Below are 26,084 nucleotides of genomic sequence, written 5' to 3'. Positions count from 1 at the left end.
TTGCGGTGCGGGGAAGGGGAAATGCTGAGGTTTCAGGGAGAGGAAAGGGGCTGAACCCGGCGAATACCGGGTTCAGTTCCCTATATTAGCTGCTAGAAGGTACTGGCGATTTCATACATTAACTTCATATGCGCCTTTGAGATATCCGTCGTGCCCCTATCACTGATTACCGAGACATACTGCTGCTCACTGGTTAACAGGATTTTCGCTTGTAACGGCGCGGATCGTTCATTCAGGGTGGTAAATAACAGAGTTTCAATGCGATCCAGATTTGGATCCGCATTGCCCCTGGCCTGGTCCGTATAACGTCTGCCCATATACAGCTCGGCATTACTGCGGCATTTTTCTTCATCCTTGATTATTTTTATCCGCGTTTCGTTAACGAACTCAATCAGCTTGATCCTCGCCTTGGCCGTTCTTTTGGTTGCTTCCAGCAAGTCTTTATTATCCGTCTGCTGACGCTCAGACAAGGTGTTTCTGAGCATCAACAGGCCGGCACTGACGATACCGGTCGCGCCGATCGTCGTCATGGCATACCGGACATAGATATTGGTCATCAGCGTGTCTGCTGCCTGAGCGGCGGCGATCGCCGCATAGGTAGCCCCTGCGCCCGATAATGCCCCCACGGCACCTACTGCCTTGGCGGCATAATCATAGTTACTCTTTTGCCTGTCGTTATAGACGTTGCCCCCATAACCCCGCAGCGAGGTTTTATATTTTTGGAAGAAACCAGAGCGCTCTTGCAGAGTGGTATTGTTGCCATGATTTAATAGCCCCATTTCCATCACGTCGGTGTCATCTTCTTCACCATTGCGCTGAGCATCACTGCTCTGGCGCAATCGTTCGAAACTGGACATGATTGCCCGTTCGGAGTCATTCTCATACTGGTTGAGCGCTGTATTGTCCAGCTCATTAACAAAGGCGATAATTATCCGCAGCTCGGCAGCATTGTATACCGAGAGATCGTTGAGCAGATTGTCTATCGCCAGCGTTGGGTCTGCCATAGTGCTGCCCTCGTTTAAATCTCTTTATTCTGTTTAATATCCCAACCGGCTTTGGTTTCTGCACCTTTGGTGCCGCTGGCGCTTTGCTCCCAGTAATGCAGGTTGACCTTGGAAGCCTGGAAGCGATATTTAACCAGGATATTGTCGGTGTGCCCAACACCGGTAAAGTCCGCCATACTGACCAGGACATCTTCCAGCACGATCCTGGTATATTCGACCTGGGTACCCCCGGCCTTGCAGATAGAAAGTTCAACTTTGGTTACATGTTTACCGCTGGAGCAAAACTTCAGAATGGCCGGTGTGGATTTATCGATAAGTGCCTGCACCTCCAAATCCTTGAAGTTTACTTTCCCTGTCCCGCCGCCACCGCCTACGGCCATATTGCCAGACTGGGTCGCCCCCCAGTTGAATGACAGAATATCAGTCCAATTTTTGTGATTAGAATCATTAGATTCGCCAGTAACCCCGTCAACCTTCAGAAATGAGTCAATTGCCATTTTGATACCTATATGAAATTGATTAATTTGCATTGGCGAAGCGGATTTATATCCATCAAGGCCAATAAGTGAGGTGATACTTCTGGGCAGTTACAGCATTTGCTAATACGCCCAGAATTAAACTTGAACTAAATATCAATGGTGATTGCAACGGCTATGGGTGGGTATCTCTCCTTTGGTTTTTAGGGTGAGTTTGGTTGTGCAGTGCAGAGAAGTAGCACTACCACAGGTTTTTAAATTTAGGGGTGAGTTAACGAATGCTTTTTATCAAACTATTATTGATTAGATAGAGTGGTTATCTATTTTTATAATGTGCCTTTGTCTATATTTATCAACGCAGGTCGCTTTGGCATATATTGATGCGTGTTAATCCCATCAGCCTGAAAGGATTATATCGGATCTGTATAGGCGGCAGGGGATCTTTACGGTACAGCGTACGACTTCGATCTAAAACCAAAAAGACACTTTGGATTAAAACCCAATCGAAGAGATAGTCCCCGTTAATTCAGTAAGTTATTTTGTTTCTTCTGCAATAACGTTGCCATTCTCCTTCATCACGAAAGCTGCTTCGATAGTTACATACTATGGTTCCGGTTAAATTATGAGGGTCATAGGCAGCGTCAATGTGTCCCCAAGGCCCACTAACGGGCAACTGTATTGAGGTTTCACTTTTAAACCATGCTCGAAGACTTTTGGTAACTTTACCCTCAGGTTTACTTTGTTCTCCCATCATTAATTTCTCCGGAGCAAAACGCCAACTACAAAGTAAAGCATTTTTTGAAAATGGTTCGGAAAAATCAATTATTAAATATATTTTACCTAGTTTTTTATTGCTTGAATTTATTATGGTTCTGTATGAAGTTGTACTGCCATCTGATTTCTCTGGCCACCCTTCAAAAGATACAGGCTTTATCATTAACTCTTCTTTAGTTGTGGTCGGACTTACAGTTATTTTGTTTAGTTCTAACTCACCATTATGGGTATTTATTTGCATCTTAAAGTCCAAGTTCAAAAGGTTTTCCAATCGGTTCAAGTACAGTTTTATAATTCGAGAGAAAATATTGAGTTCCTCCCCCCTTACCGAATCTCGATTGATCCTGTGATAGCGCTTTACCTGTTCCAGCTACTGCTTCTCTTTTAACTCTATATGCTTGTATTTTTGATCTAAAGCCAAATTTTTCATGTGGAAGCACTTGCAAACTCTCCCAGAGTTTCTGTCGACTTCCACCTGCGGCATTTAATGTGGCCTTATCAAAGTAGAAACCTGACTGCCCAGGAGCGCCACCATAAACAATATCACCTTCTTTTAGCATTGTGTTTGACCATGAATCCCGTCCTTTATAGATACCACGCCCTTGCCACTGTCGACCAAAAGCAGCCTGATTATGATCGTTGTCTTTGGTTGGAGCACATCGCGGTTTCCATCCCCAAGGATCCACCCACCCCAAAGGATTCGGCGCATACTGATAAAGGTTTATCCCGCCCGCCAACCCAATCGGGTCGTGCTGGGTAAATCTGCCGATATCCGGGTCGTAATAACGGAACAGATTGTAGTGCAATCCGGTTTCGCGATCCAGGTATTGGCCCTGCAGGCGCAGGTTTTGGGAGTAATCCAGATGCTGCTGATTTTCCTCATACTTTGTTTTGCCCCAGGCGCTGCTGTGGCCTTGCCAGCATAGAGTGCCATCGCGGTCGGTCAGGCTTTCCGGCTCGCCGTTGGGCGCGGTGTGGAAGTAAAACACCTGCGCCTGCGGCCCGCCGTCGATACGTGCCAGCGGCTCGTAACTCCCCTGATCGGCATACACATAGGTGAGCGGCATACCGTCGCGCGTTTCCTGCAGCAATCGGAAGCCTTCCCACAGGAAGGTGGTGGTCTGGCGCTTGCCGGTCGTTTGGCGCAGGTCCTGGCTTTGCAGCCACACCTGTTTCTGCGTGCGTCGCCCGAGCGGATCGTAACGAAACTGCACATGCTGCAAGGGTTCACTACGGTGCAGGCTATAGCGTACCACTTCGCAAAGGCGGTGCTCGGCGTCGTAGCGGTACTGCCAGCGTGAGTTGCCCTTGCGCTTTTCCACCGTGCGGCCAAAGGTGTCGTAACGGTAATCGATGCCTTGATAGTGCATCACGCGGTTATGCCGTTGGCGGAACTGACCTTCATCCAACAGGTTGGAGGCCGGGTCGTAGCGGTAGCGCTCGGTGTCCGGCAAGGTGCCGTCCTGGCTTAGCAGGCGGCCTGCGGCATCGTAGTGATAGCGCTGATAGGCGAACGGGTTGGCGTTCTGTTCTTCGCGCGTCAGGTTGTTCTGATAGTCGTAGAACCACTGCCGCGAGCTGTTGGCCGGGGCAGGGCGTTGGCGGTTATCGTTAAAAATCTCCCTGCGGTCTTTGCGTCCGAGCCGATCATAGTGCAGCCGGCTGGTCAGTCGGCCCTGAGTGCGGCTCAGTTCACGGTGCAGGTTGTCGCGTTCGAATTCGCTAATGGTGACGTCATCCAGCGCCACCTGCAGCAGGTGGCCGCTGCCGTAATACAGCGAGCGCAGGGTGCGGCCGTCGGGCAGGGCAATCTGCGTGCGGTTGCCCATCGGGTCGTAATCATAGTTCAGCGTGCCCTGGGTGCTTTGCTCGCTGAGCACCCGACCCAGCAGGTCATAGCTGAAGCTGACTTCGCTTTCCGCTGTCGGCTGGTAATCCCGCCACACATCGCCGCGATAGAAGGCGGCGTGCAGTAACTGGCCGACCGGGTTGTAGCGATAGCGGGTTTCCCCGTCCGGTGTCTGTTTGTTCGACAGTTGCCCGGCGGCGTCATGGCTGAAGTAGTGTGAAAAAGCGGCCGGCGTATTGGCCGCAAAGGTGCGTTCAATAACCCGGCGGCACTCGTCATAACGATAGCGGGTGCTGATACCGTCCAGCCCGGTCTCTTCCTGCAGCAGATTGGCCGCTGTCCATTGGAAGCCGTAGCTCTCGCCGTTCTCATTGCGCAGGGCGGTCAGCCGACCACGAGTATCGTAGCTGCGCAGCACTTCGCCATCGAGCGGGTTGCGGGTCGCCAGCAGGCGGCCGACGCTGTCGTAACGGTAGTGTGTCAGGCGGCCATCGGCCCCCTGGTAATGCACCAACTGACCCTGTTCGTTCCAGCCTAATCTCTCCTGCCAACCTTCGGCACGTTGCAACTGTGTCAGGCGGCCGGCTTTGTCGTAATGATAGTGGGTGCTCTCACCGGCGGCGTCGGTGACCTCGGTTAACCAGCCTTGTGGCAGGTAGCTGTAGGTGGTCTGTTTGCCGGAGCAATCGCGGGCGCGGATCAACTGGCCGTGTTCATCATAGGCGAAATGGCTGATGCCACCGTTGGCGTCGACCGACTGCACGACCTGGCCGTAGTCATCGCGCAAATAACGCTGGGTGTGACCGAGTGCATCAACGTCGGCTACCAGCGCGTGGCGCTGATCGTAATAAAAATACTGTGCGGCACCGTTTGGCGCTTTGATACTGACCGGCAGCGCACGCTGTGGCAGCCATTGAGTCAGGCGGATGTGGCCGAGCGGGTCTTCTTCTTCGACCAGATTACCGGCCTCGTCATAGCGAAATTGCCAGCCATGACCCAGCGGATCCTGGGTGGCGACCAGCATATCTTCGTCGTTCCACTGGTAACGCCAGATTTCGCCGCGCTCATCGATGTATTCGGTAATTAATTGCTGGGCGTTCCAGCGGTGGCTGTGTTGCAGACCATCGTATTCGGTGACGGTGGTCAGGCCTGCAGCCAGGTCGTAATCAATGGTGCAGCCGCTACCGGCTTCATCGCGGTGTTCCACCACTCGCCAGTCGTCAAACATCGCCCAGCGATACTCGAAATAGGGGCCACCGGCCTGTTGATGACGGGTCAACAGAGACTGGTCGTTATAATGGAACTCACGAGTAATCAGGTCACCGGCGTCAACCACCTGGTGGAGATCGCCGGTGTCGTTATAGCAATAACGTACTCGCGTCTCATCGTTATGGCGCAGTGCCGTAACGCGGTCCGCAAAGCGTTCGTCAGCGTATTCCAGTTGCAGCGTCATGGCGTTGGCACTGTCGCTGATCTGGCTCAGGCGTTGCTGTTCGTCGTAGCTCAACAGCAGCGCATTATCATATTCGTCGCTGAGCGACATTAACCGCAGGCGAGAGGGATCCTGTGGTAGCGGGACAAACAGCCGCCACACGCTGCCGTCGGTATCGGCGATGACCAGTTGGCCTTCTTCACCGCTGCGGAACATCAGCCCTTCACCGGCGCTGAAGCTGGGTTTATTCACCTCGGGCAGAGGGAAGCGCAGTTCGCGGCCAGTTTCATCATGCAGACAACATTCGACGTTGCCTTTACCGTCGTCAGCCAGATCGACCCAGGTTTCAAACGGCGTGCGCCAGCCGTGACCGAACAGGCCCTGATAGCGGTTGCGACTGTTGTAGTTACGCTGCCAGACCAAAGGGAAGCGTGCCGACAGCAGCAGATCGATATCCTCTTCGCCGTTCAGTACCTTGGCACCGGTGGCAGCGTGCACTGGATTAAATGCGGCGTGGATCGCTTCTCCTAACGCATTGGCACCCGCTGCGGCCAGGCCGCCGCCAATCATGCAGGGCAGGTTTTTAACCAACTTGGCTGGGTTGCCTAGCAACAAGGGCAGCACGGTCAGCGCCAGGCCGATACCCGGCAGTTTGCCGCTCTTGATATCCCGTACCACAACCGCGTCACCGCCGATCAGCACGTTCTTTGAAACGTCGGTCGAGACCTTGGCTTCACAGGTTGAACGGTCGTTACTGCGCACGGCCGGTTGACCGTTAATGAATACCTTGCCGGAACCTTCCGCCAGGTATTGCGGGCTGGGGTGCTTGTCGCAGGCGATCTTGTCTTCTTCCAGCGCCTGGCTGGGCAGGCTGGGACCGGCGACGCTGGGCTGCCACAACTGCGAGATGATATTACCGCCAGCGGCCAGCAGCTCAGAACCGTAATCCCAAAAACTTTGTGGCGGTTGCGGCGCGGGCAGGGCCTTGATCTCATCAGCGGTGAGCAACCGACCGGCGGCACGTGCGGCCGGTTTGGCGTTGGTTAAAACGTTGGCAGATCCCGTGAGGATCACACCGGAGACCACGGGAGGAAACAGCCAGTTGGCCACGGTGTCGCAGCCGTTGCTGATATGCTCGCCGACGCCGGTCAGGCTGGCGGTGAAACCGACGATCAGACCGGCACCGACACAGCCGGAAGCCGCCGTCGCCGCAGCCCCCAGCACAGCCACACCCGCCAGTGCCGGGGCTGCCGCTGCCGCTGCGGCCGCAACGGCGGCTGTCGCCAGTGAGTAAACCGCGACCTCGGCAACGGCGCTGGCGATGTCCGCCAGCGGGCTGGTATGGATCAGTTCGTCATCCTTTCTTGCCGCCCAAATATCGCTCATGGTTATCGGTCATCCTGTCCGGTCAATGCCAGCGAGGCTTTCACCTGCTGCCATTCATGGTCATCCTCAGCGGTGAAAGATTTCATTGAGGAATAAGTCACGATCAGCAGCGTCTGGCTTCCCTCGGGTTGGGCCGCTAACTGATGCTGATGGTGGTGGTGTCCGGCGCGAATAAAATTGCTGGTGACCTCGATAGCCCGGATAAGGTGGTTGGGCCCGGCGCTGATGCGCTGGCGTGGCGACTGCTGCAAATCCGTGATCTGCGGCAGCAGCGCCTGCCACTGTTTGTCAAACTCGTCTTCCAGCGTGCTGTCCTGCGGGATCGCGCCACGGGTGATCACCAGCGAAGCGCCGGTCTGCGGGTTTTTGAGGATATTGACGGTGCAGTCCTGCCAAGGGCCGGCGGGCAGGGTGAAATGACCTTCCTGGAAAAGATAATTCATGGGTATTCTCTAAAGATATTGAGGACCGAAAAATTCAGCGGTCAGGATTTTGGGAACAACTGGTCGACGGCACCCTGGATTGCCGTTTTGTGATCCGGCCCTGGGGCGGCAGTGCGCGCGGCACCGCCCGGTTGATTGAGTTGCAGCTTGCCGCCGGTGTTGATCTCGCCGTCGTTTTTGACCGTGATGTTAAAGCTGGTGCCGGTGATGTTGATCTGGCCATTGGCCCGCAGCTCAATGACACTTTCCCCGCATTCCAGCCGCAGTGACTCCCCGGATCCGAGGGTGAAGGCGTCTACCACATTGTCGGCGCGCGTTTTGCCGGTCAGCGACGAAGCGTCGCCTTTAACCCCGGTCGCCTGGTTGAGCACCACCCGTTTCATCTGGTTACCGCCGACCAGGTGAGTATGGTTCTTGTCAATGCTATGGCTCTCGTCGTTCTTTACCTGGGTATCCATATTGCGTTCCGCCTGGATCCACACCTGTTCCGAACCGGCTTTATCTTCGAAGCGCAGGGCGTTGGCGTTGTCAGCGGTGCCGTCCTTGGTGCGGCTCATAAAGCCCATTTGGGTCGCGGCGGCGGGCAGTGCCCAGGGCGGCATGCTGGCGTCGTTATACACGCGACCGGTCACGATCGGGCGGTCCGGGTCACCGTTGATAAAGTCCACCACCACTTCGTCGTTGACGCGTGGGATCTGCACCCCGCCGTAACCCTGTCCGGCCCAGGCACTGGAAACGCGCACCCAGCAGGAGCTGCCATCGTCTTTGGGTCCGAAGCGATCCCAGTGGAATTTCACCTTGATGCGGCCGTATTTGTCGGTCCAGATTGACTCGCCTGCCGGGCCGACCACTTTTGCGGTCTGCGGGCCGTGGGTTTTCGGCCAACTGGCCTGCTGTGCCGGGTGCCAGGGAATATCGGCCGGTAACACGGTGAAATCGATGCGGTGCTCGCTGTGCTGATCGTCGCCGCTGGCGTAGCGGTTTTCCTTCAGGTGATATTTGGCTTGCAGCGTCAGGTATTCCCGGTTGTCGTCCGCATGCGGCGCGTTATACAGCGTGAAGGTGCTGCCGGGGGCGATACCCAGCGCGGTGGCGGTGCCTTCAATCTGCTGATGCTCGGCCTGCCAGGTTTCCTGACGGATACGGGCGTAGAACTCCCCCTGCTGATGCTCGGTGTAGCGGCCCGGCCAGTCGTAAACGTCAATCTGACCCGGCGTCGGTGAAGCGGGGTTCTGACGTGCCTGAAACAGCCAGGCGTTGGGTTTGCGGAAGTCGTAATCATCGAGACTGTAAATGCCCGGCGTCACGTGATCGGACAAGGTCCACTGGCTGATACCTTCTTCGCTGGTACTGCCGCCGGAGGGCGTCAGATGGTAAGGGATCATCTCGTAGCCGGGATAGGGCTGATGATGGTGGGGCGCATCGCCCAGCACCAGGGTGTGCTTGCCCATCTCATGTTTGAAATAGTAATAGATGCCTTCCAGCTCCATCAGTCTGCTGATGAAGTTGAAGCTGCTCTCGTTGTACTGCACGCAGTAGCCCCACAGGCGGTAGTCGCCTGTGAGCTGGTCTTCCAGCTGAACATTATGTTCAGTCAGCAGGGTTTTGACGATCTGCGGTACCGTCTGTTCCTGGAAGATGCGGAAGTTGCGGTCCTTGGTCATCGGCCACAGGTCTGGCTGCACGTGCAGGTTATACACTGCATAACGGGTGCCGCCGATCTCTTCGCTGCCGACGGCGATCGAAGTGATCTTGCCGTTCAGGTAGCGGGGGGTACTGAGAAACCCCTGGGTGGGGATTTCCAGCGTCAGGGGTTGGCCGAGCAAGGCCTTGCGGTCGAGGCGGGCATTTTTGCTCAGCAGCTCGATGCTGAAATCAAAGGGGGTAGAAAGGGCTTCGGTCCCTTCCAGCGAACGGAACAACAATGGCTCCGGGCCCAGTGGCGTATGCGCAATAATGCGGTCCAGCATGAGAACGTCCTCTGTGAATGACGAAATCACCTTCATATCTGTCATTGTGACTGTGTTGGCTGCTCTCCCTCACCCCAGTCACATAGTTGTCTATGCTCCTGGGGATGGGGTCGTTTGCCGCCTGGTCGCACCGCCAGTTATTTTGGGGATTTACAGCGTCAATCTCATGAAAATGGTGTGGCCCGCCGTGGCGGGCTGGAGACGTCGGGGTTAACCGGCGACGGCCGGGTTGACCAGCCAGGTGCCGGCGTTATCGATGCTAAGCTGTTGGCGACGCAACTGGTCGTTATGGCGGATTTCCAACTGATAGCTGCCCGGTGCCAGATTCAGGCTGGCGAAACCGTTATTGCCCGCGCTCACCTGCTGGGGTTTGCCGTCCAGGCTGACCTGTTCGCCGGGTTGCAGTTTGAAATACACCAGCGCCACCGGCTGAGGCACCGGGGCGGTTTGGGCCGCAGGTGGCTGCTCAGGCGACGGATTGGCCGCCGTCTGCGGCGCGCTCTGTTGCGGCACCAAGGGCTGATCCGCCGGTGGATTGTCCGGGGTATTGGCGGCTATCGGCGTTGGGGTACTGTCGCCGCCGCTCAGCCAGGCGATGATGCCAACCACCAGCAGAGCCACTACGCCAGCGCCTGCCATCATTGGACGTGTGAGCTTCATGCTATGTGCGGTGACGGTGCCTGCCGCTGCGGCGCCGGCTGCCGGATTGGTGGCCACCAGCAGGTTTTCCGGGGCGGCGGCCGGGGTGCTGATGATTTCGTTTTCATCGGCAATCGGCAGGTGCAACAGTTCCGCCATCTCGTCGATGGTTTGCGGCCGATCTTCCGGTTTCAATGCCAGCGCATGATCGATAGTGCGCAGCAGCTCCAGTGAATAGCCCGTCGGGCGGCGCTCGGTCAGCGGTTGATAGCTGTCCTCGATGCTGCGCACCACGCTGACCGGCGGCGGTGAACCGACGATCAACGTATGCAGCACGGCACCCAGAGCGTAAATGTCGGTCCAGGGGCCCTGTTCACCGTCGCTGTTCTCGGTGTATTGCTCAATCGGCGCGTAGCCCGGCTTCAGCATGATTTCCGTTTCGTCAGACAGGTTGCCGATCTCTTTGCGCGCCGAACCAAAGTCCAGCAGCACCGGCAGCTGATTTTCCTGGATCTGAATGTTATCCAGTGAAATGTCACGGTGCAGATAACCTTCCTGATGGATGGTGTTGATGGCGCTGAACAGCGGCGGCAGCAGCCTGCGGATCCAGGGCTCGTCGATTTTCTCAGGCTGTTGGGCCTGCAGGTTCTTCAGGGTGGTACCGCTGTAAAACTGGGTGCCCATGTAGGCGGTACCGTTCTCTTCCCAGAAGCGCAGCACGTGCAGCAGCCCTGGGTGTGAGAAACGCGCCAGCAGACGGGCTTCCTGAATAAAGCTGTTTAACCCGGCCTGGAAAGTTTTGCTGAAACGCTCACCGCGCAAGCCGATGCTCAGATCGTCATTGCGCATGGCCAGCGAGGTCGGCATGTACTCTTTGATGGCGATGGTGCGTTCCAGTTGATGATCGTAGGCGCGATAGACGATGCCGAAACCGCCTTCGCCGATAGCTTCCTTGATCTCGAACTCATTAAACCGATAGCCGATCGGCAGGCTGTTTGAATTCGGTTTGATTACCCCGGTTCCCGACATAATGATGACTCTCTGTGAACAATGGCCGCCGTGCCGGCGGCCGCGGCGTTATGCCTGAAATTGACAAATAAATTCGTTTTGCTGTAGCGCGATATGCAGTTGGCGATAGCGCTGATCGTTGGCGCTGCCGGTCAGTAAGGTGTGGCTGATCTGCGGCAGCAGATTGTTGGTCAGAATGGCGTCGACCATACGGCCGCCGGACTCCACTTCGGTACAGCGGCTGACGATTTGCTCGATCACCGCGTCGTCGAAGGTGCAGACGATATCGTGGTTTTCCGCCAGCCGGCGTTGTACCCGTCCCAGTTGCAGCCGCACGATGTTGCCCAGCGTGGCGTCGGTCAGCGGGTAGTAAGGCACCACCAGCAGGCGGCCAAGCAGCGCCGCCGGGAACACCGACAGCAGCGGTTCGCGCAGGGCACCGCTCAGCGCCTCCGGTTCCGGCATCAGATCCGCATCGCTGCACAGTCCGGCGATCAGATCGGTACCGACGTTAGAGGTCAGAATAATGATGGTGTTACGGAAATCGATATGGCGGCCTTCGCCGTCTTCCATCCAGCCTTTATCGAACACCTGGAAGAAGATCTCGTGTACATCCGGATGGGCTTTTTCTATTTCGTCCAGCAGCACCACGCTGTAAGGGCGACGGCGTACCGCTTCGGTCAGCACGCCCCCCTCGCCGTAACCCACATAGCCTGGCGGGGCGCCTTTCAGCGTTGAAACGGTATGCGACTCCTGGAACTCGCTCATGTTGATGGTAATCACGTTCTGCTCGCCGCCGTACAGCGTTTCCGCCAGCGCCAGCGCGGTTTCGGTCTTCCCGACGCCGGAGGGACCTGCCAACAGGAAGACCCCGACCGGCTTGTTCGGATCGTCCAGCCGTGCCCGAGAGGTACGTACCCGGCGGGCGATCAGATCCAACGCATGTCGCTGGCCGATAACCCGTTGGTTGAGCGTATCCGCCAGTTGCAGTACCGCGTCAATCTCATTTTTGACCATGCGACCCAGTGGGATACCTGTCCAGTCGGATACCACTGCGGCTACCACGTTGGCATCGACAGCGGCGAAAATCAGCGGAGCCTCACCCTGCAACTCGCCAAGCTGTTGCTGCAATTGCGCCAACCGGGCGCGCAGTTCTTCGGCAGTGGGGACGGTTGGTGATTCATCTGTTGTGGCCTCGTCAGTTGGCTCAGCCACAGCGTCTTCCCCGTGCAGTTCGGCACGCAGATCGATGATCTGTTGGATCAGCGCCAGCTCATCCTGCCAGCGGGTAGTGAGCTGTTCCAGTTGCTGTTGCAACAGCGCCAACTGAGCTTCGATATCCTGCGGGCGCTGCGGATTGCCGATGCCGACCTTGGTTTCGCGCTGGGCGATCTCCAATTCAATCTGTAATGCTTCAATGCGGTGGCGGCAGTCTTCCACCTGTGCGGGTTCCGCATGTTGACTGACCGCGACGCGTGCACAAGCGGTGTCCAGCAGCGCTACGGCCTTGTCCGGTAACTGGCGGGCCGGAATGTAACGATGCGACAGACGCACGGCGGCGTCGACCGCCTCATCCAGCAGCAGCACGCGGTGGTGTTGCTCCAGCGGGCTGACGGTGCTGCGCAGCATCAACAACGCCTTGTCTTCGCTCGGCTCATGCACCTGCACTACCTGGAAACGGCGGGTCAGCGCCGGGTCTTTCTCAATGTATTTTTTGTATTCCGACCAGGTGGTGGCACCGACGGTGCGCAACTGGCCGCGTGCCAGCGCCGGTTTCAACAGGTTGGCGGCATCACCGGTGCCCTGAGCGCCACCGGCACCGATCAGCGTATGGATTTCGTCGATAAACAAAATGATGGGGGTCGGGCTGGATTGAACTTCATCAATCACCGTCTGCAGACGTTTTTCGAACTCGCCCTTAACCCCGGCTCCGGCCTGCAACATGCCGATATCCAGTAGATAAAGCTGAACATCGCGCAACTGCGGCGGGACGTCACCGGCCACAATACGCAGCGCCAGCCCTTCGACCACAGCGGTTTTGCCGACTCCGGCCTCACCGGTCAGCAGCGGGTTATTCTGGCGGCGACGCATCAGAATATCGACAATCTGGCGGATTTCTTCGTCACGCCCGGTCACCGGGTCGATCTCGCCGTTGCGTGCCCTGGCGGTCAGATCCTGAGCATATTGCGCCAGCACGCTGCCGCCGCTCTGCGCCGCCATCGGGGTAGTCTCGGCCTGGGCGCTCGGCGTCAGGTTGTTTTCTGCCGAGTGGGCGGTGATGGTGGCAAATTGCTCCATCAGCAAATCGGCGTTGATGTGTTCAAACTGTGCGGAGATGGCCTTCAGCAGGTGGCGCAGGCTGTAGGTTTTCAGGATGCCAAGCAGCAGATGGCCGCCGCGGATCTGTGTGGCACCGAACTTCAGCGAACCATAAACCCAGGCACGCTCTACGGCGCTGTCGATATGCTCGGACAGATCGGAAATCGCGCTGGCACCCCGCGGCAGACGGTCCAGCGCCTCGACGATATCGCGCGCCAGTTGCGCCTCATCCAGTGCAAAGTGGCGGATCACCTGTTGCAGGTCCGCATCCGGTGCCTGCATCAGTTGATGCAGCCAGTGCACCAGCTCAACGTAAGGGTTACCGCGCAGCTTGCAAAACGCCGTCGCACTTTCCAGAGAGGTGAATAACAGGCTATCCAGTTTGCCAAATAATACCGAGCGGCTGATTTCAGACATGGTTTTCCTCAGGTCTCAGAGTGGCGGAGCGCTGTATGGCTCCGGCCAGAATAAAGTCAGAACGGGTTTTCCAGCGGTTCGGGGCTGAAGATCAGATCGTCAAGGTCGCGTTGGTGGCGGGCGTCTTCCAACCAACTGCTTAATCCCAGGCGCTGAGTACCGCCGAGTTGGGTGCCGCTGAGCTGATCTTTCGCCAGAATCAGCCGCAGTTCCCAAACAAACTCGATGCCCAGATATTGGCGCACCCAATCACGCAACTGACGGCACAGTTCGGCACCGGGCAGAAAACGCTCATAGTTTTGTTGTGACATTGGCCCCAGTTCGATGCGGAACTTGTGTTGAATATCGCGCACTGCAATGCCAAGGAACGAGGATTCTCCCAGCCGGGGGGCACCGCGACCCGCCTTGAGGCGAGCCTGTTCGCGTGGTTCTACCCGCAGCCAGTGCGGTACGTTTTCCACGATGCGCACCGGTACCTTGAAGTACTGCTGCAAGATTTTGCTTAACCCTTCCGGATCGCGGCTGTGGCGAATCAGATGACCGGCCATAAAATGCTTGGCATGGGCATTGATACTGTCGCGTTGTTGTTGCGCCGGTTGGCCGATGCCAATCAGGCTGGAAAGGTATTGGTCGAAACGCCGGTCATCCTGACGATCCAGCGATACCGTGGGTTGTGCATCGGCCCAGGCGCGGTAAAACAATAGCGTTAGCCGGTGGTGAAACAGGTTGGCAAAGGCCAGCAGGGTGGTGTCCTGATGGTGATGGACCCGTTCACGCACGTATTCGGTCAGGTGCAGCGGCAGCGGCCCATTGGGACCAAACAGGCCAAAGCTGAAAATCGAAACGTCGTGTAACGGACTTTGCGACCGTGGGCTGACCTGTGCCAGCGTCGACGGGGCGAACGACAGCGAAGGTTCTTGCCCCAACCGCAGCATTTCATGGCGTGGCAATGGGGCGCGGCCCAGCAGGTAAGCTTGCCCGCCCTGAGCATCGAGGCGGCGCAGCAACTGAAATAAATCGTGTTTATAAGGCGCATTGCTCAGCCGCAGCCAGAAATCCTCCGGCAGGCGGTGCAAGGCATTAATCTGTGGCGGTGCCGTCAGTTCCGCCCCGGCGAGATGCGGGCTCAAATCAGCGTCCTTTTGCCCATGCGCGCCTGCCAGTGGGCGATCTCGCCGCGTTGTTGGCTGGAAAGCGTCATTTCGGTAAAGGTGTTCATCGCCACCAGTCGGGAGAACAACCGCTCCAGCACGCTGCCCAACAGGTAGGGGCTGCTGCCGGAGAACGACTGCTCGTCAACGGTCAGATCGATGGCGATGCCGCGTGCGAATACGATCGGGCCTGGCTCGGGTACGCGGCGGTAAACCGGGCGCAGGTTACAGTGGCGCACGCCCTGGATCTGCTTGGTGATTGCCGGTTCGCTCAGGTTACCGTACAGCCCGAGCAACTGGCGCAGGCTGGCAGCACCTTGTTCCGGGTCACCGTCCATCATGCTGAGGTAGTTCAGTTGCAGCTGGCTGATCAGCCGCCAGGTGATCATGCCTTCGGCCAGTGCCGGGCGCGGCGGCGTCGGGCCTTTTTTCAGCGACACCTGTTTAATCGGGATCGAGTCCGGCATCACGAAATTGCCCTGATCCTGTTGCAACAGCATTAGCGGCAAATCGCGGCTGGTGCACAGCACGTCGGCGGTGAGGTATTTCAGGTCGCTATGCCAGGGTGACTGCCGTTCATCCACCAGCGAGACGAACACTTCCGAACCGACATAGCCGGTGCGGGTGCCGTAGCGGCGGGCGTGTTCGGACAGCGTGCGCTGTTCGCGGCGCAGTGAAAAGTAAGCGCCATAGTTGCCGTCATCCGCGCTCAGGGTGCTGTAAAACGGTCGAAACTCCTGCTCATAGCGTTTTTCGCTGGCGCTGCCGCCGAGCCGTTGAACAGAGAACACCTCATAATCAAGTGGGCGAATATTATCGACCACCAGATGATATTCATGGCTTTTTTCGCTGACAGTGATGCGTTCGGCGACTTTGGGGAACAGATTAATCACCGGCGTGCAGTGCAGCGCCAAATGACTGACGTCGATCACCCGTTCCAGCGCCGCATCCTGGCGGTCAAGCAACACCAGGATCTCAAACTGCCGCAGCGTTTTTTTGCCTTCACGTACGCTTTGCAACAGCGGGCGTATACCGTTGACGCTGAAGAACTGGAAGCGCGCCGGGAAGGCAAAATATTCCTGTAGCAGGCGATAGCCTTCAAAGTTGCGCAGATCGTTCGGCAGCAGTGCCTGATCGGCGGCAAAGCCTTCCTGGCGTAACCCATCCAGCGCCAGCACTCTCCGCTGCGGTTGTGCTTCCACCGTCTGGCAAATCAGCCCGACGCTGTGCTGCATCAGCAGTTCCAGCAGTTGCTGCGCCTGCAAATCCGGGCCAGCGAGGTAGAACATCAATTGGTCTAACTGCAGGTTGTTCAGCGTGACGCTGTCATAACATTCCAGCCGGATACGCAACGCGCTGACGCAGCCGTTGTGCTGCAACCCCAGGCTGGCCAACGGGATATCAGCCGGAATGCCGCCCAGCTCGACGCTTTTCAGCCGCACAGGCTGCAGCGTGACGTCGTGCGCGGTGGTATAGCTGCAGGTGATGCCGCTCTTTTTCAGCGACTGGCTGTCCATCATGGTACCGCGCGGCACCACAAAGCCGTTGCTGATGTCGCCTTTGTTGCTGTCCGGTTGCAGTTCGGCAATCGCCATCGACGGCGTCGGCGACAGGTAATTGGGGTAGATAATCTCCAGCAGGCGTTGGGAGAAACGTGGAAACTCCGCGTCCATCTTCAGTTGCACGCGCGAAGTGAGAAAGGCGAAGCCCTCCATCAGACGCTCGATATAAGGATCCGCCACGTCGATGCCACGCATGCCGAGGCGGCCCGCCACTTTCGGATACTGCTCGGCGAATTCCGCGCCCATCTCGCGCAGATAGGCCAGCTCGCGGTTGTAATAATCTAAAAGTTTACTGTCCATCGCCTTACCCTATGTCTTTCAGATCGAAGTGGCCGTTTTCCAGATCCACGTCGGTACGGAACAGAAACTCAAGCGGATAGGGCACGCACCACAGGCGGCCCTTGATTTCAATCGATAACACGTTGTGCAGCTCCAGCGAGCCGGTGTCCGAAATGCAGCGCACCTGCAGGCCATCGGGCAGGATGCGTGGTTCGAAATTGAGGATGGACTCGGTCAGCGCCTGCTGAATATCCTGCCATTCGATATCCGACATGCGCTTGCCGGCCAGCGAGGCGATGCCATAGTTCAGGGTGGATCGCCGCACCTGCGGGAAGTCGCCCAAATCGAGACTGGATTCGCTGTTCACGCAGTTAAACAGCCACTGCAGGTCACGCAGCACCCGGCGACGCAGTTCGCTGTGCGAGACCAGATTGCGCACCTGCGCTTCCTGTTTTTTCAGCGGTTGGTCGTCGGTCAGCATGTCGAGCAGCACCGGCTGCATTTTGTCGCGTGACGTCAGGCGCTCGCTGTCCTGACGGGCGCGATAGCCCTGACGGCGCAGATCGCCATCATCATGTTGGGTTGGCCGCTTGCTGTTCATGATTAGGCGCTCGCGTTAAAACTCAGGTGGCGCAGGCTGTGCAGCGGGAACTCATCGTTCTCGCTCAGCCAGGTTTTCAGGCCCAGTCCGGCGTAGTGCGGACCCTCGCCCAGCGCGAGCCACTCGGTGCGTTTACCGAGCAACAGGGCATCGTCGCTGTCTGCGGCCAGCGGATAGCGAGCAGGCAGTTGGCAAACCTGTTCACGACCGTCGTTCAGCCGTACCAGTGCATGGCTCCAGACCAGATCAATGGCGCTTTGCGGTGCCTGGAACTGAATTTCCGCGATATCGGCAAAAGGCAGCCAGTAATAGGTGCCGTTCAATGCCAGTTCGCACACCGGGCCGAGGCGGCCGTCACCGTCGGTCAGCCAGTCAAACGCCACCGGCTGTTGCTGTTCATCCAGGGTCAATTGTCCGGCACTGGCCGGTGCCGCTTCCAGCGCGCTATCGCGCAATGCCTGCGCCTGTTCAGCCTCACCCAAGACATCGTGACGTAACGCCTGGATCATCTGTTGCAGCCAGGGCTGATTTTGTTGCAGTAGCGCGGGGGCTGCCTCACCGGCGAACACCGCCTGGCGCTGCTGTTCCGCATTGATCGATTGCATTAACAGCAAAGTGGTCGGCTGGGCGATCGGCTTCAGAGCCTGCCAGGATTTCAGTTGCGCGTTGGCGCGCTGCCAGTTACCGCTGATGCACAGCAGTTGCACCAGCGCGGCACGCAGATCGGCATCCGCCGGTCGCGCTTTAATTTCACTTTCCACTGCGCCGATAGCCGCGCTGACCGAGCCGCCTTGCAACATGTTTGCTAATGATTTCACGGGGCTTTCCTTAATAATCAGTGAGTGGCGTCGTTAACCGACAGGTAGCTGCCACTGGCAGGATCGACCCGATCGCCGGCCAGCTTTTCCACCAGTTTGAAACTCAGCGGCGTGGCCGGGTGGGTCAGCAGCGGCTGCCAGGCACGTTGCACCTGTTCAATGCGCTGTTTGATTTTGTTGGTGTCTGCGGCTTCTTCACGCGGCATTTCGACGATCACTTCGCCATTAAACGACCAGGCGTGCAGCTGCGGTGCGAAAGGTAGCAGCAGGAAACTGCCCGGAGCCTGCGGGTTGGCGCCGAGCACCAGCCGCTGCACGTTGGCACTGATCACGCTCAAGGGGTGATCGCCGACGTTGATCTTCACCAGCGGGTAGCCCTGGTAGAACGACAGCGCCGGCGAAGCGGTTTTGCCATTTTGCTGCAGTGTCACGCTGCTATTGCCGTTTAACCCGCCGTCCTCACCACAGCGCAGTGCGTCGCCGCTCGGGATGAACAGCGCGCTGCCGTTGGTTTCTTCGTTCCAGTAGGTGCGGAAATGACAGCCCTGCGGCAGGTCAAATTGGGGTACCGGTGCGCTGTCTGCCTGCGGCGAGGTGATTGCCACGGCAGCCGGGATCACCGGCGCTGGGGGAGTCATCGGCTCGACGGCCTGCTGTTTTTGCACCGGCTTCCAGCCCCGTACCTTGCTGGCTTCGCCAGACGCCAGTTTTTCACCGCGCTTGTCGGTCAGCGTCCAGGGCAGTTGGCTGGCCCTGGCGCATTGCTTGGCCAGCAGATTGCCGACGCGGGGCAGGAAGTCATCCAGCACGGCGGGATCTTTGCTCTGCGCCGAAACGATGCGCAGCGGGATGGTTTTGCTGCACCAACTGGCTGGTTGGCTATTTTTGACGTCGTCGATAAACACCTCCAGCTTCTGGCTGGGGGAGTAGACCAAGCGATAATTCGCCGCCTGCGCGGCCGGTATCGCCATCAGGGCGATAAATCCGGGCATCCAGTATTTCATAGGGAACCTTGCTGTAAATGTGTACCTGACTCAGTCGCGGGACAAAAACCGCTCTGCATCCGCCAGCGAATGCAGCAGGGTGGTTTCCTGCGGTGAGCCAATCCAGACGGCGATAGCGCTGTAGTTATCGCTGTTATTATTTTTCTTCCATGCTTGCTCCATCAGGGCAATCCACTCGCTGGGGGAGTTGACCATATGCAGCGATTGTTCCAGTTCCGACTGGGTAAAACTGTGCCAAAAGCCGTCGGTGCACAGCAGAAAGACGTCGCCATCTTCCAGTTGCAACACGTCGCTGTAGGTGGCGTCGCGCTCTTCATTCAGGCCCAGAGCGAAATACAGCAAATTGCTGTTGATGCCGCTGGTCTGGTAGCCGGCGTCCTGCATTTGCTGGATCAGGCTGTGGTCGGTGGTGACCGAATACAAATAACCGCGGCGGAACAGGTACAGACGACTGTCACCGGCGTGCGCCCAATAGGCCAGTTGGTAATCACGATCGATAAACAGGCTGACCAGCGTGGTGCCCATCTTGCTGTACTCATGCGCCTGTCGCTGCTGCTGGTGGATGGCGGCATTGGCACTGGAAATGTGTTGGCGAATGCTCTGGGCGTTCAGGTGCTTTTCACCGTCGAAGTTTTGCAGGATGGTGTCGTGTGCCAGCTTGGCGGCGATGTCCCCGCCGGGAAAACCGGCGATGCCGTCACAAACCACGAAACAGGCTGCGCGGTTGCCGACCACTTCGCCGGTCTGATCCTGATTAGAGGCGCGGCCGCCCTGATTGGAGGTAGAGGCTATAGTGATATTCATTACGCATCCGGTTGGGTCTGTGAGTCTTTATATTGATTCACTTCAACGTCATAGGCGTGCAGGAAGGCTTCGCCGAACAGGGTGTGGAAGTCGTCCTCGATTTCGCCAGAGGTCTGCTGATAGCTTTTTACGAAGTAATCCCACAGGGCCGCCTTGCGGCTGGCGGGCAGCGACAGGCGAGGGGCCGCACCTTCCTTACGCGCTTCTTCTTCGAGACGATCCGGGTTGAACGACTGCAACATGGCGGCGATGATGGCGCGAATACCGGCGATCATGCCTAGCTGGTGTGCCTGCAGGTCGATCAGCGCGTCACGTACCGCCTGTTCTGGCGGCATAAACCCCGGCATTTTGCTGCCGAACATCTGCATCAACACCGTCTTGCCCGAAGGCAGCAGTTTGAATGGGTTATTGGCCTCATCGAGGATCATGGTCATCTCGGCCTTCACGCCACGCTTAAGGATCGAGCGTGAAGACAGCAGAGCGACGGTGCCCTGAGAAAACAGGCTCAGCAACCGACCGGCCTGACGGAGCTGTTGCTCATCAAAGTGCGGCTGTGGCTGTAGATCATCCAGACCGACCCCTTGCAGGAGTGCCGCCAACAGGGGGCCTTCCAACCGTTCGCCGCTAGTTACTGAACCATGTTGAGTGCGTGCGGACTGATAGGCTATCGGATCGATACCCAGGCGGTTGGCCGGACGCGGACGCGGCTGAGCGGTGGTTGGCTGAACCGGGGGGGAATATTGTGGCTCTGGTTGCGGTAGCGGCGTTGGCTGTGCGACCGGCTGCGGCGTGGCTTTGGGTTGAGGTGTTTCCTCGCGAGCTACCATTGCCGGCTGTTGCAACGGTGGCTGGGGTACCTCCGGCTGTGTCAGAGGGACGGCACTGCCCATCAGCAGACCGAGGGGATCGTTGCTGTTTAATGCCTCCGGCGATGCGGGAGTGGAAGAACCGCCAAACAACGCCAACGGATCGAGCTCCTGCTCATTTTTTTTCAGCTCAGCGGGTTTGATCGGCGCAGCTTGGCTGGTGGTCGGACGCTGTTCGGCCAATAGCGCACTCGGGGTGGTATCGGCCAAAATTGGATCGCGTTCGAAGGTGGTGTCGGTGTTGAACAACATAGCCGGATCGGTTTGCTGCGACTGCAGTTGACGTAGTTCGACGCCGCCTGCCAATTGCGCCAGCGGATCGGCCGGGTTCATCTCAGGTTCCGGGGTTTCCAGCAGCGGATGGCTGTCCTGATTAATGACGGGAGCCGGGCGCGGATTTACCGCTGCGGCTGGCGTGAACTCTTCTACCAGGCTGTCCCAGATCTCATTCGGGATGGGGGCAGCCGATTTTTCTTTGGCGACCGGCGTAGTCACTGGCGCGGTGTCGGCGGTTTTCACTGCCGGTTGAGCCTGCGGTGCAGCCGCTTGCTGTAAGGAGGTGACCTGGATCTGGTAATCGTCGATGCCGAGAATGTCCCCATCCTGCAGTTCGACCTGACGGCCACGCTCCAGCGGGATATCGTTCAGCAGCACACGGGTGACGTTACCGCGGTTGGTCACGCGGCATTCGCCGTCAGCAGAAATATGTACGATCGCCTGCAGCCGGGAGATGGCGCGCTCTTCGTCCGGCAGCACCAGGTTGTTGTCCACGCTACGGCCAATGGTGCCGCCGGGCGGCAAAAAGTCGCAGCTACTCTGTGGCGCAACCTGGCCACTTTTATTTTTCACAATAGAAAATCGCATAAGGCATTCCTGCTGATTAGGATGTATTGCAGTTAGTTATTATTTCGGTGTTTGGCTTACCAAAATTAGCGGCTATTTTGGTAAGCCGGTTTATGCTGTGGTTTTTTGCAAATATTTAAAGGTCAATTGGGATTTGAGGTCAGTTATAAAACCTAGTTGTCATCTTTATCTTTGTACTTGCTGATTATTTGTTTTAGTTCTTGGCTATGGTAAAGGTCGATACATTTTGCCATCGTCATCGGTTCGCCAGACATGCTGTCGTATTGACGTGCTAAAAACTGTTTGGCGAGATTACGAACTGCGGTGTGCGCTTCAAGGGAGTAATTACCAAACTCGGTATAACCTCGAGCGGCGGCCGCGGCGTCATTTTTCACCTCTGCAGCTGAATAGCCTTCGGCAATACAGACGCTAAGTGCGTAGTTTTCAAGCTGTGACTTTGGGCTATACATTTGCTTAAACTGAGCAAGCCCTGAAGGGGATGCTATTAAGCTTGTAATTATGAGCAACAATCTCAGCCTTGCCTGCCTATTCATTTTTTTCATATTTTTTGAAAATAATTTTGGCTTCTGCGGATTGAGGAAGTGAGAGGCATTCCATTGTATGGTAGCTCCCCTTAACCGAACCCTGCGAGTGTTTCTGCAAAGTTTGACTAACCAATTCCTCCCCCTTGTCGAAAGCATCAATAGGTAACTTGCTGAACTCCAAATAGGCGCTGGCTGAGCGGAATGCATCTTCACGGGTCTTTTCGGAGTCGGTGGATTTTCCAATGCATCGGCTAACCAACCAGTTATTATATATTGTCTCTTGTGGAAGATTTTCTATTTTAATATTCCCTGCAAGTAAAGATGTTGGTAAAAATAAAAGAATGAAGGCAGCGTGTGAATTTTTCATTTTAATATCCATAGTGAGACAACTTCAGGTACGAATGATCCATTCTCCTTATCAGTATGTTTGAAGACCCCCGGCCGGAACCGGGGGAAACAGATTAAGCTTCGCGGTTTTCCTTGATATTCCAACCTGCGCTGCTTTCTGCGCCTTTGCCGCCTTTATCGCTCTGCTCCCAGTACTGCTGTTTCACTTTCGATGCCTGGAACGAGTAAGTCACGCCCACGGTGTCTTCACCGCCGGCACCGGTGTATTGCACGGCAGTGACCAGTACGTCGTCCAGGGTGATTTTGACGTATTCAACCTGGCTGCCACCGGCTTTACAGACTGACAGTTCAATCTTGGTCAGGTGTTTACCGCTGGAGCAGTGTTTCAGCAGCGCCGGGGTTGATTTGTCGACCAGCGCATTGACATGCAGATCGTTAAAGCAAACCTTACCGGCACCGCCACCACCACCCACGCTCATGTTGCCTGGTTGAGAAGCGCCCCAGGAGAAAGAAGTAATGTCGGTCCAGCCTTTGTGATTTGAATCTTTAGATTCACCGCTGGCACCTTCAACTTTCAGGAACATATCAATAGCCATAGTATCTACTCTTTTTTAGGGATAAATAACATTGCTGCTTTCGAAAAAGCACTTATATGGCAAACAGGAAAGCATGGGGCCGAATAAAATCGTCCATATTTTACCTCTGCCTCGGCGTGAACTACTTCCATAGTTCAGTGAAACTCGAAACGATGATATAAGATTCCCGTTTCGAATAGGTTAACCACAAAGCACGGATGAAATGCTAGACATTAATCTACCCGTTACACTAGAATCACTTCCCATGATTGGCTTTGTGATTTTAAAAAGGTTGAAAATGAAAAAAATTATCGCTGTAGTACTTTTAACCGCCTCGTTCATCATTGGTGTTTATGCACTTATTGATGTCATTCGTTCTGCTTACTATGTTCTGGTATATGAGTCTTTGACCGGAAGTTCTATTGGGGTTATTTTTGGTAAAACACTCTTCTTTATAGTTATGGTTGCTATTTTTTTATTTGCTTGTAAGTTTTACAAAAAAAATTAAATTTTTGATTTTATTTTTTCCGCAATGTAATAAATGGCGATAGATGTGAGGACTAATAGCAGTAACATTCCAGTGTTTATCGCCAAGCTGGAATTTTCACTCTTCCAGTCAAAGACAAGGATGTAGTAGCCTAAGGTTGAAAAAAAAGTCACTGAGGAGATGAAAATTAATATGTATACCAGTGAGTATTTGATGGTTTTTTCAATCACGTGGCACTCCCGCTAAAAAGCGATCAAATATTTGTTTGTCGTAAGCACCGTGCGAGCCTTGATAGTTTATTGCATCAATGAATGGTTTTATATTATCGTCAACCAGAAAGTAAAGTAGATCTAAATCCCCGGCAGCTCTTAGCTCGTTATAGATATTTTGATTTAATTTTCTAAGTTCGTACGATGAATAAATAGAACGTGAAACTGATGCGCCAATACTTAAAACCCCTGTCATGCCAGCGGAAACCAAAAAACGAGGGATGATTTTCGATACAAACAAAGAAATTAATTCATTAACGAAGACCATTTTAAATGCCATATTACCTGATGTACGACCTGCCTTTTTCAACAACAAATCTTTAGATTGTTCTTCTGTTAACCCTGTGAGGTATTTTCTGATCACAATGTTAAGTAAGCGTCGAACATCTTCTGAAGTTAAACCCTTTTTTATCAGTGTGATTAATCGAATTCGGTCCGTTTGATTGCGCCAACGATTGTCTGAGTCAAAAAAATCTCTGGTAAGCATCCATAAATCTTCTGGGATCTCTATAAATCCACTGACGGCACTCTTGGCAAAGATTTCAGCGTTACTTTTCTTCCGTGTATCGAAAATTTTCAGCATGCCATCGGCAATTTCTCTTGGTGAGCTGGTTGCCATCATTGGTCCCTACTATTAACGTTATTAGATTATTGTTATAAAAAATTCAGATCAGTCAGGCCGTGTTTCCACGGCCTGACTTTCAGCACATCAGGATGCGTCGTTCTGCTTCAGTGAAGGCAGCTTCGATACCAGACGCAGGGAGACGGTCAAGCCTTCCAATTGGTAATGTGGGCGCAGGAAGAACTTGGCGCTGTAGTAGCCCGGGTTGTCTTCTATCTCCTCCACCTGCACTTCCGCCGCGGCCAGCGGTTTACGCGACTTGGTTTCCTGCGAGGAGTTGGCCGGGTCGCCATCCACGTAGTTCATGATCCAGTCGTTTAACCAGCGTTCCATATCGTCACGCTCGCGGAAAGAACCGATCTTGTCGCGGACGATGCACTTCAGGTAATGCGCGAAGCGGCAGCAGGCGAACAGGTACGGTAAGCGGGCGGAGAGCTGAGCGTTGGCTGAGGCATCGGCGTCGTAGTATTCCGCCGGCTTCTGCAACGACTGGGCACCGATAAAGGCGGCAAAGTCGGAGTTTTTCCGGTGCACCAGCGGCATGAAGCCGTTCTTGGCCAGTTCGGCCTCGCGGCGATCGCTGATGGCGATTTCGGTTGGGCACTTCATATCCACGCCGCCGTCGTCGCTCGGGAAGGTGTGGCACGGCAGATTCTCTACCGCACCGCCGGATTCCACCCCACGGATCGCAGTACACCAGCCAAACTCTTTGAACGAGCGGTTGATGTTGGCGGCCATGGCATAGGCGGCGTTGGTCCAGGTGTAGTTACCGTGGTTGGCACCGTCGGTTTCTTCCTCGAAGTCGAACTCGTCAACCGGATTGGTACGAATGCCATAGGGCAGGCGCGCCAGGAAGCGTGGCATCACCAGGCCCAGATAGCGGGCATCTTCCGATTCACGCAGGCTGCGCCAGGCGGCGTATTCGGTATTTTGGAAAATCTTGGTCAGATCACGCGGGTTGGACAGCTCCTGCCAGGACTCCATCTTCATCACGCTCGGTGCGGTACCGGCGATGAACGGGCAGTGGGAGGCGGCACTGATTTTCGCCATCTCACCCAACAGCTCTACGTCCTGCGGGCTGTGATCGAAGTAGTAATCTCCCACCAGACAACCGAACGGCTCGCCACCGAACTGGCCGTACTCTTCCTCGTACACCTTCTTGAAGATGGGGCTCTGGTCCCAACCCACGCCTTTATGGCGTTTCAGCGTGCGGCCCAGCTCCTGCTTGGAAATGCTCATAAAGCGGATTTTCAGCATTTCGTCGGTTTCGGAATTATTGACCAGATAGTGCAGGCCGTGCCAGGCACCTTCCAGCTTCTGGAATTCAGCGTGGTGGATAATCTGGTTAACCTGCTGCGACAGCTTTTCGTCGATTTCGGCGATCAGCGCCTGAATGGTGCGGTAGGCGTCAGAGGAGACGGTAACGGTATTTTCCAGCGCCTGCTGCGCCAGGGTTTTTACCGCATTTTCAACCGCTTCCTTGGCCTGATCGGTCTTAGGCCGAAATTCTTTGTTCAGCAGCGCACTGAATTCATCACTGGAGAAGCTTTCGGTGGTCTGCAGCGCTTTTTGTTGCTGAGGCGAGTTGCTCAT

The 26,084-nt window shown here is 55.8% G+C and carries 21 protein-coding genes; 1 reads left to right on the top strand and 20 read right to left on the bottom strand.

The window, feature by feature from the left end:
• Nucleotides 1-92: 92 nt before the first annotated feature.
• The 18 genes from NHG65_RS16435 to NHG65_RS16350 form a co-directional block, all read right to left on the bottom strand.
• Nucleotides 93-1,004, bottom strand: a complete 912-nt coding sequence (locus NHG65_RS16435; protein WP_499182430.1) for a hypothetical protein — start codon at nt 1,002-1,004, stop codon at nt 93-95.
• A 14-nt stretch (nt 1,005-1,018) separates the two neighbouring features.
• Entirely contained in the window at nt 1,019-1,501 is a 483-nt protein-coding gene (locus NHG65_RS16430; protein WP_012145741.1) for an Hcp family type VI secretion system effector, read from the bottom strand.
• 505 nt (nt 1,502-2,006) lie between these two features.
• Nucleotides 2,007-2,495, bottom strand: coding sequence for a hypothetical protein (locus tag NHG65_RS16425; RefSeq protein ID WP_157765464.1), 489 nt, complete (start codon nt 2,493-2,495; stop codon nt 2,007-2,009).
• A 1-nt stretch (nt 2,496) separates the two neighbouring features.
• Complete coding sequence (locus NHG65_RS16420; RefSeq protein ID WP_499182429.1) at nt 2,497-6,921, bottom strand: RHS repeat-associated core domain-containing protein; 4,425 nt, start codon at nt 6,919-6,921, stop codon at nt 2,497-2,499.
• 2 nt (nt 6,922-6,923) lie between these two features.
• Nucleotides 6,924-7,364, bottom strand: a complete 441-nt coding sequence (locus NHG65_RS16415) for a DcrB-related protein (protein WP_099064686.1) — start codon at nt 7,362-7,364, stop codon at nt 6,924-6,926.
• A gap of 41 nt (nt 7,365-7,405) precedes the next feature.
• Nucleotides 7,406-9,334, bottom strand: coding sequence for a type VI secretion system Vgr family protein (locus NHG65_RS16410; protein WP_099064685.1), 1,929 nt, complete (start codon nt 9,332-9,334; stop codon nt 7,406-7,408).
• A 210-nt stretch (nt 9,335-9,544) separates the two neighbouring features.
• Complete coding sequence (locus NHG65_RS16405) at nt 9,545-11,002, bottom strand: serine/threonine protein kinase (protein WP_499182428.1); 1,458 nt, start codon at nt 11,000-11,002, stop codon at nt 9,545-9,547.
• 48 nt (nt 11,003-11,050) lie between these two features.
• On the bottom strand, nt 11,051-13,717 hold the full coding sequence (tssH, locus tag NHG65_RS16400) for a type VI secretion system ATPase TssH (protein ID WP_499182427.1): 2,667 nt from the start codon (nt 13,715-13,717) through the stop codon (nt 11,051-11,053).
• Between the two features lie 56 nt (nt 13,718-13,773).
• Nucleotides 13,774-14,847 carry a type VI secretion system baseplate subunit TssG gene (gene tssG, locus NHG65_RS16395; RefSeq protein ID WP_499182426.1) on the bottom strand — a complete coding sequence of 358 codons (1,074 nt, stop codon included), beginning with the start codon at nt 14,845-14,847 and terminating at the stop codon, nt 13,774-13,776.
• Nucleotides 14,844-16,730: a type VI secretion system baseplate subunit TssF gene (tssF, locus tag NHG65_RS16390; RefSeq protein WP_099064681.1), complete on the bottom strand. Its 1,887-nt coding sequence runs from the start codon at nt 16,728-16,730 to the stop codon at nt 14,844-14,846. The genes tssG and tssF overlap by 4 nt, the downstream gene beginning before the upstream one ends.
• Before the next feature lie 4 nt (nt 16,731-16,734).
• Nucleotides 16,735-17,310 (bottom strand): type VI secretion system baseplate subunit TssE, encoded by a 576-nt coding sequence (locus NHG65_RS16385; RefSeq protein ID WP_099064680.1) that lies wholly within the window; start codon nt 17,308-17,310, stop codon nt 16,735-16,737.
• A 2-nt stretch (nt 17,311-17,312) separates the two neighbouring features.
• Nucleotides 17,313-18,128: a type VI secretion system accessory protein TagJ gene (locus NHG65_RS16380; protein ID WP_499182425.1), complete on the bottom strand. Its 816-nt coding sequence runs from the start codon at nt 18,126-18,128 to the stop codon at nt 17,313-17,315.
• Nucleotides 18,129-18,145: 17 nt separating this feature from the next.
• Nucleotides 18,146-19,132, bottom strand: a complete 987-nt coding sequence (locus NHG65_RS16375; protein WP_499182424.1) for a type VI secretion system-associated protein — start codon at nt 19,130-19,132, stop codon at nt 18,146-18,148.
• A 30-nt stretch (nt 19,133-19,162) separates the two neighbouring features.
• Nucleotides 19,163-19,936, bottom strand: a complete 774-nt coding sequence (locus NHG65_RS16370) for a PP2C family protein-serine/threonine phosphatase (protein WP_099064677.1) — start codon at nt 19,934-19,936, stop codon at nt 19,163-19,165.
• Nucleotides 19,936-21,666 carry a type VI secretion system-associated FHA domain protein TagH gene (tagH, locus tag NHG65_RS16365; RefSeq protein WP_099064676.1) on the bottom strand — a complete coding sequence of 577 codons (1,731 nt, stop codon included), beginning with the start codon at nt 21,664-21,666 and terminating at the stop codon, nt 19,936-19,938. The genes NHG65_RS16370 and tagH overlap by 1 nt, the downstream gene beginning before the upstream one ends.
• A gap of 152 nt (nt 21,667-21,818) precedes the next feature.
• Nucleotides 21,819-22,208, bottom strand: coding sequence for a T6SS amidase immunity protein Tai4 family protein (locus NHG65_RS16360; protein WP_499182423.1), 390 nt, complete (start codon nt 22,206-22,208; stop codon nt 21,819-21,821).
• A complete protein-coding gene (locus NHG65_RS16355; protein WP_099064812.1) occupies nt 22,192-22,557 on the bottom strand; it encodes a T6SS amidase immunity protein Tai4 family protein in 366 nt (121 codons plus the stop codon). Before NHG65_RS16355 ends, NHG65_RS16360 begins: the two co-directional genes overlap by 17 nt.
• A gap of 94 nt (nt 22,558-22,651) precedes the next feature.
• Nucleotides 22,652-23,134 carry an Hcp family type VI secretion system effector gene (locus NHG65_RS16350; protein ID WP_012145727.1) on the bottom strand — a complete coding sequence of 161 codons (483 nt, stop codon included), beginning with the start codon at nt 23,132-23,134 and terminating at the stop codon, nt 22,652-22,654.
• A 202-nt stretch (nt 23,135-23,336) separates the two neighbouring features.
• On the opposite strand from NHG65_RS16350, the gene NHG65_RS16345 reads away from it, so the two are divergent.
• On the top strand, nt 23,337-23,621 hold the full coding sequence (locus NHG65_RS16345; protein WP_099064674.1) for a hypothetical protein: 285 nt from the start codon (nt 23,337-23,339) through the stop codon (nt 23,619-23,621).
• A gap of 201 nt (nt 23,622-23,822) precedes the next feature.
• On the opposite strand, the gene NHG65_RS16340 is transcribed toward NHG65_RS16345, so the two are convergent.
• Nucleotides 23,823-24,491 carry an Ssp6 family T6SS pore-forming effector gene (locus NHG65_RS16340; protein WP_232519122.1) on the bottom strand — a complete coding sequence of 223 codons (669 nt, stop codon included), beginning with the start codon at nt 24,489-24,491 and terminating at the stop codon, nt 23,823-23,825.
• An 87-nt stretch (nt 24,492-24,578) separates the two neighbouring features.
• Complete coding sequence (gene tssC / locus NHG65_RS16335; RefSeq protein ID WP_499182422.1) at nt 24,579-26,084, bottom strand: type VI secretion system contractile sheath large subunit; 1,506 nt, start codon at nt 26,082-26,084, stop codon at nt 24,579-24,581.

It is taken from the genome of Serratia myotis (genome assembly GCF_027474885.1).
Lineage (GTDB): Bacteria > Pseudomonadota > Gammaproteobacteria > Enterobacterales > Enterobacteriaceae > Serratia > Serratia proteamaculans.
The sequence above is the reverse complement of the archived record's forward strand: the minus strand, read 5'-3'. Positions and strand labels throughout refer to the sequence as shown.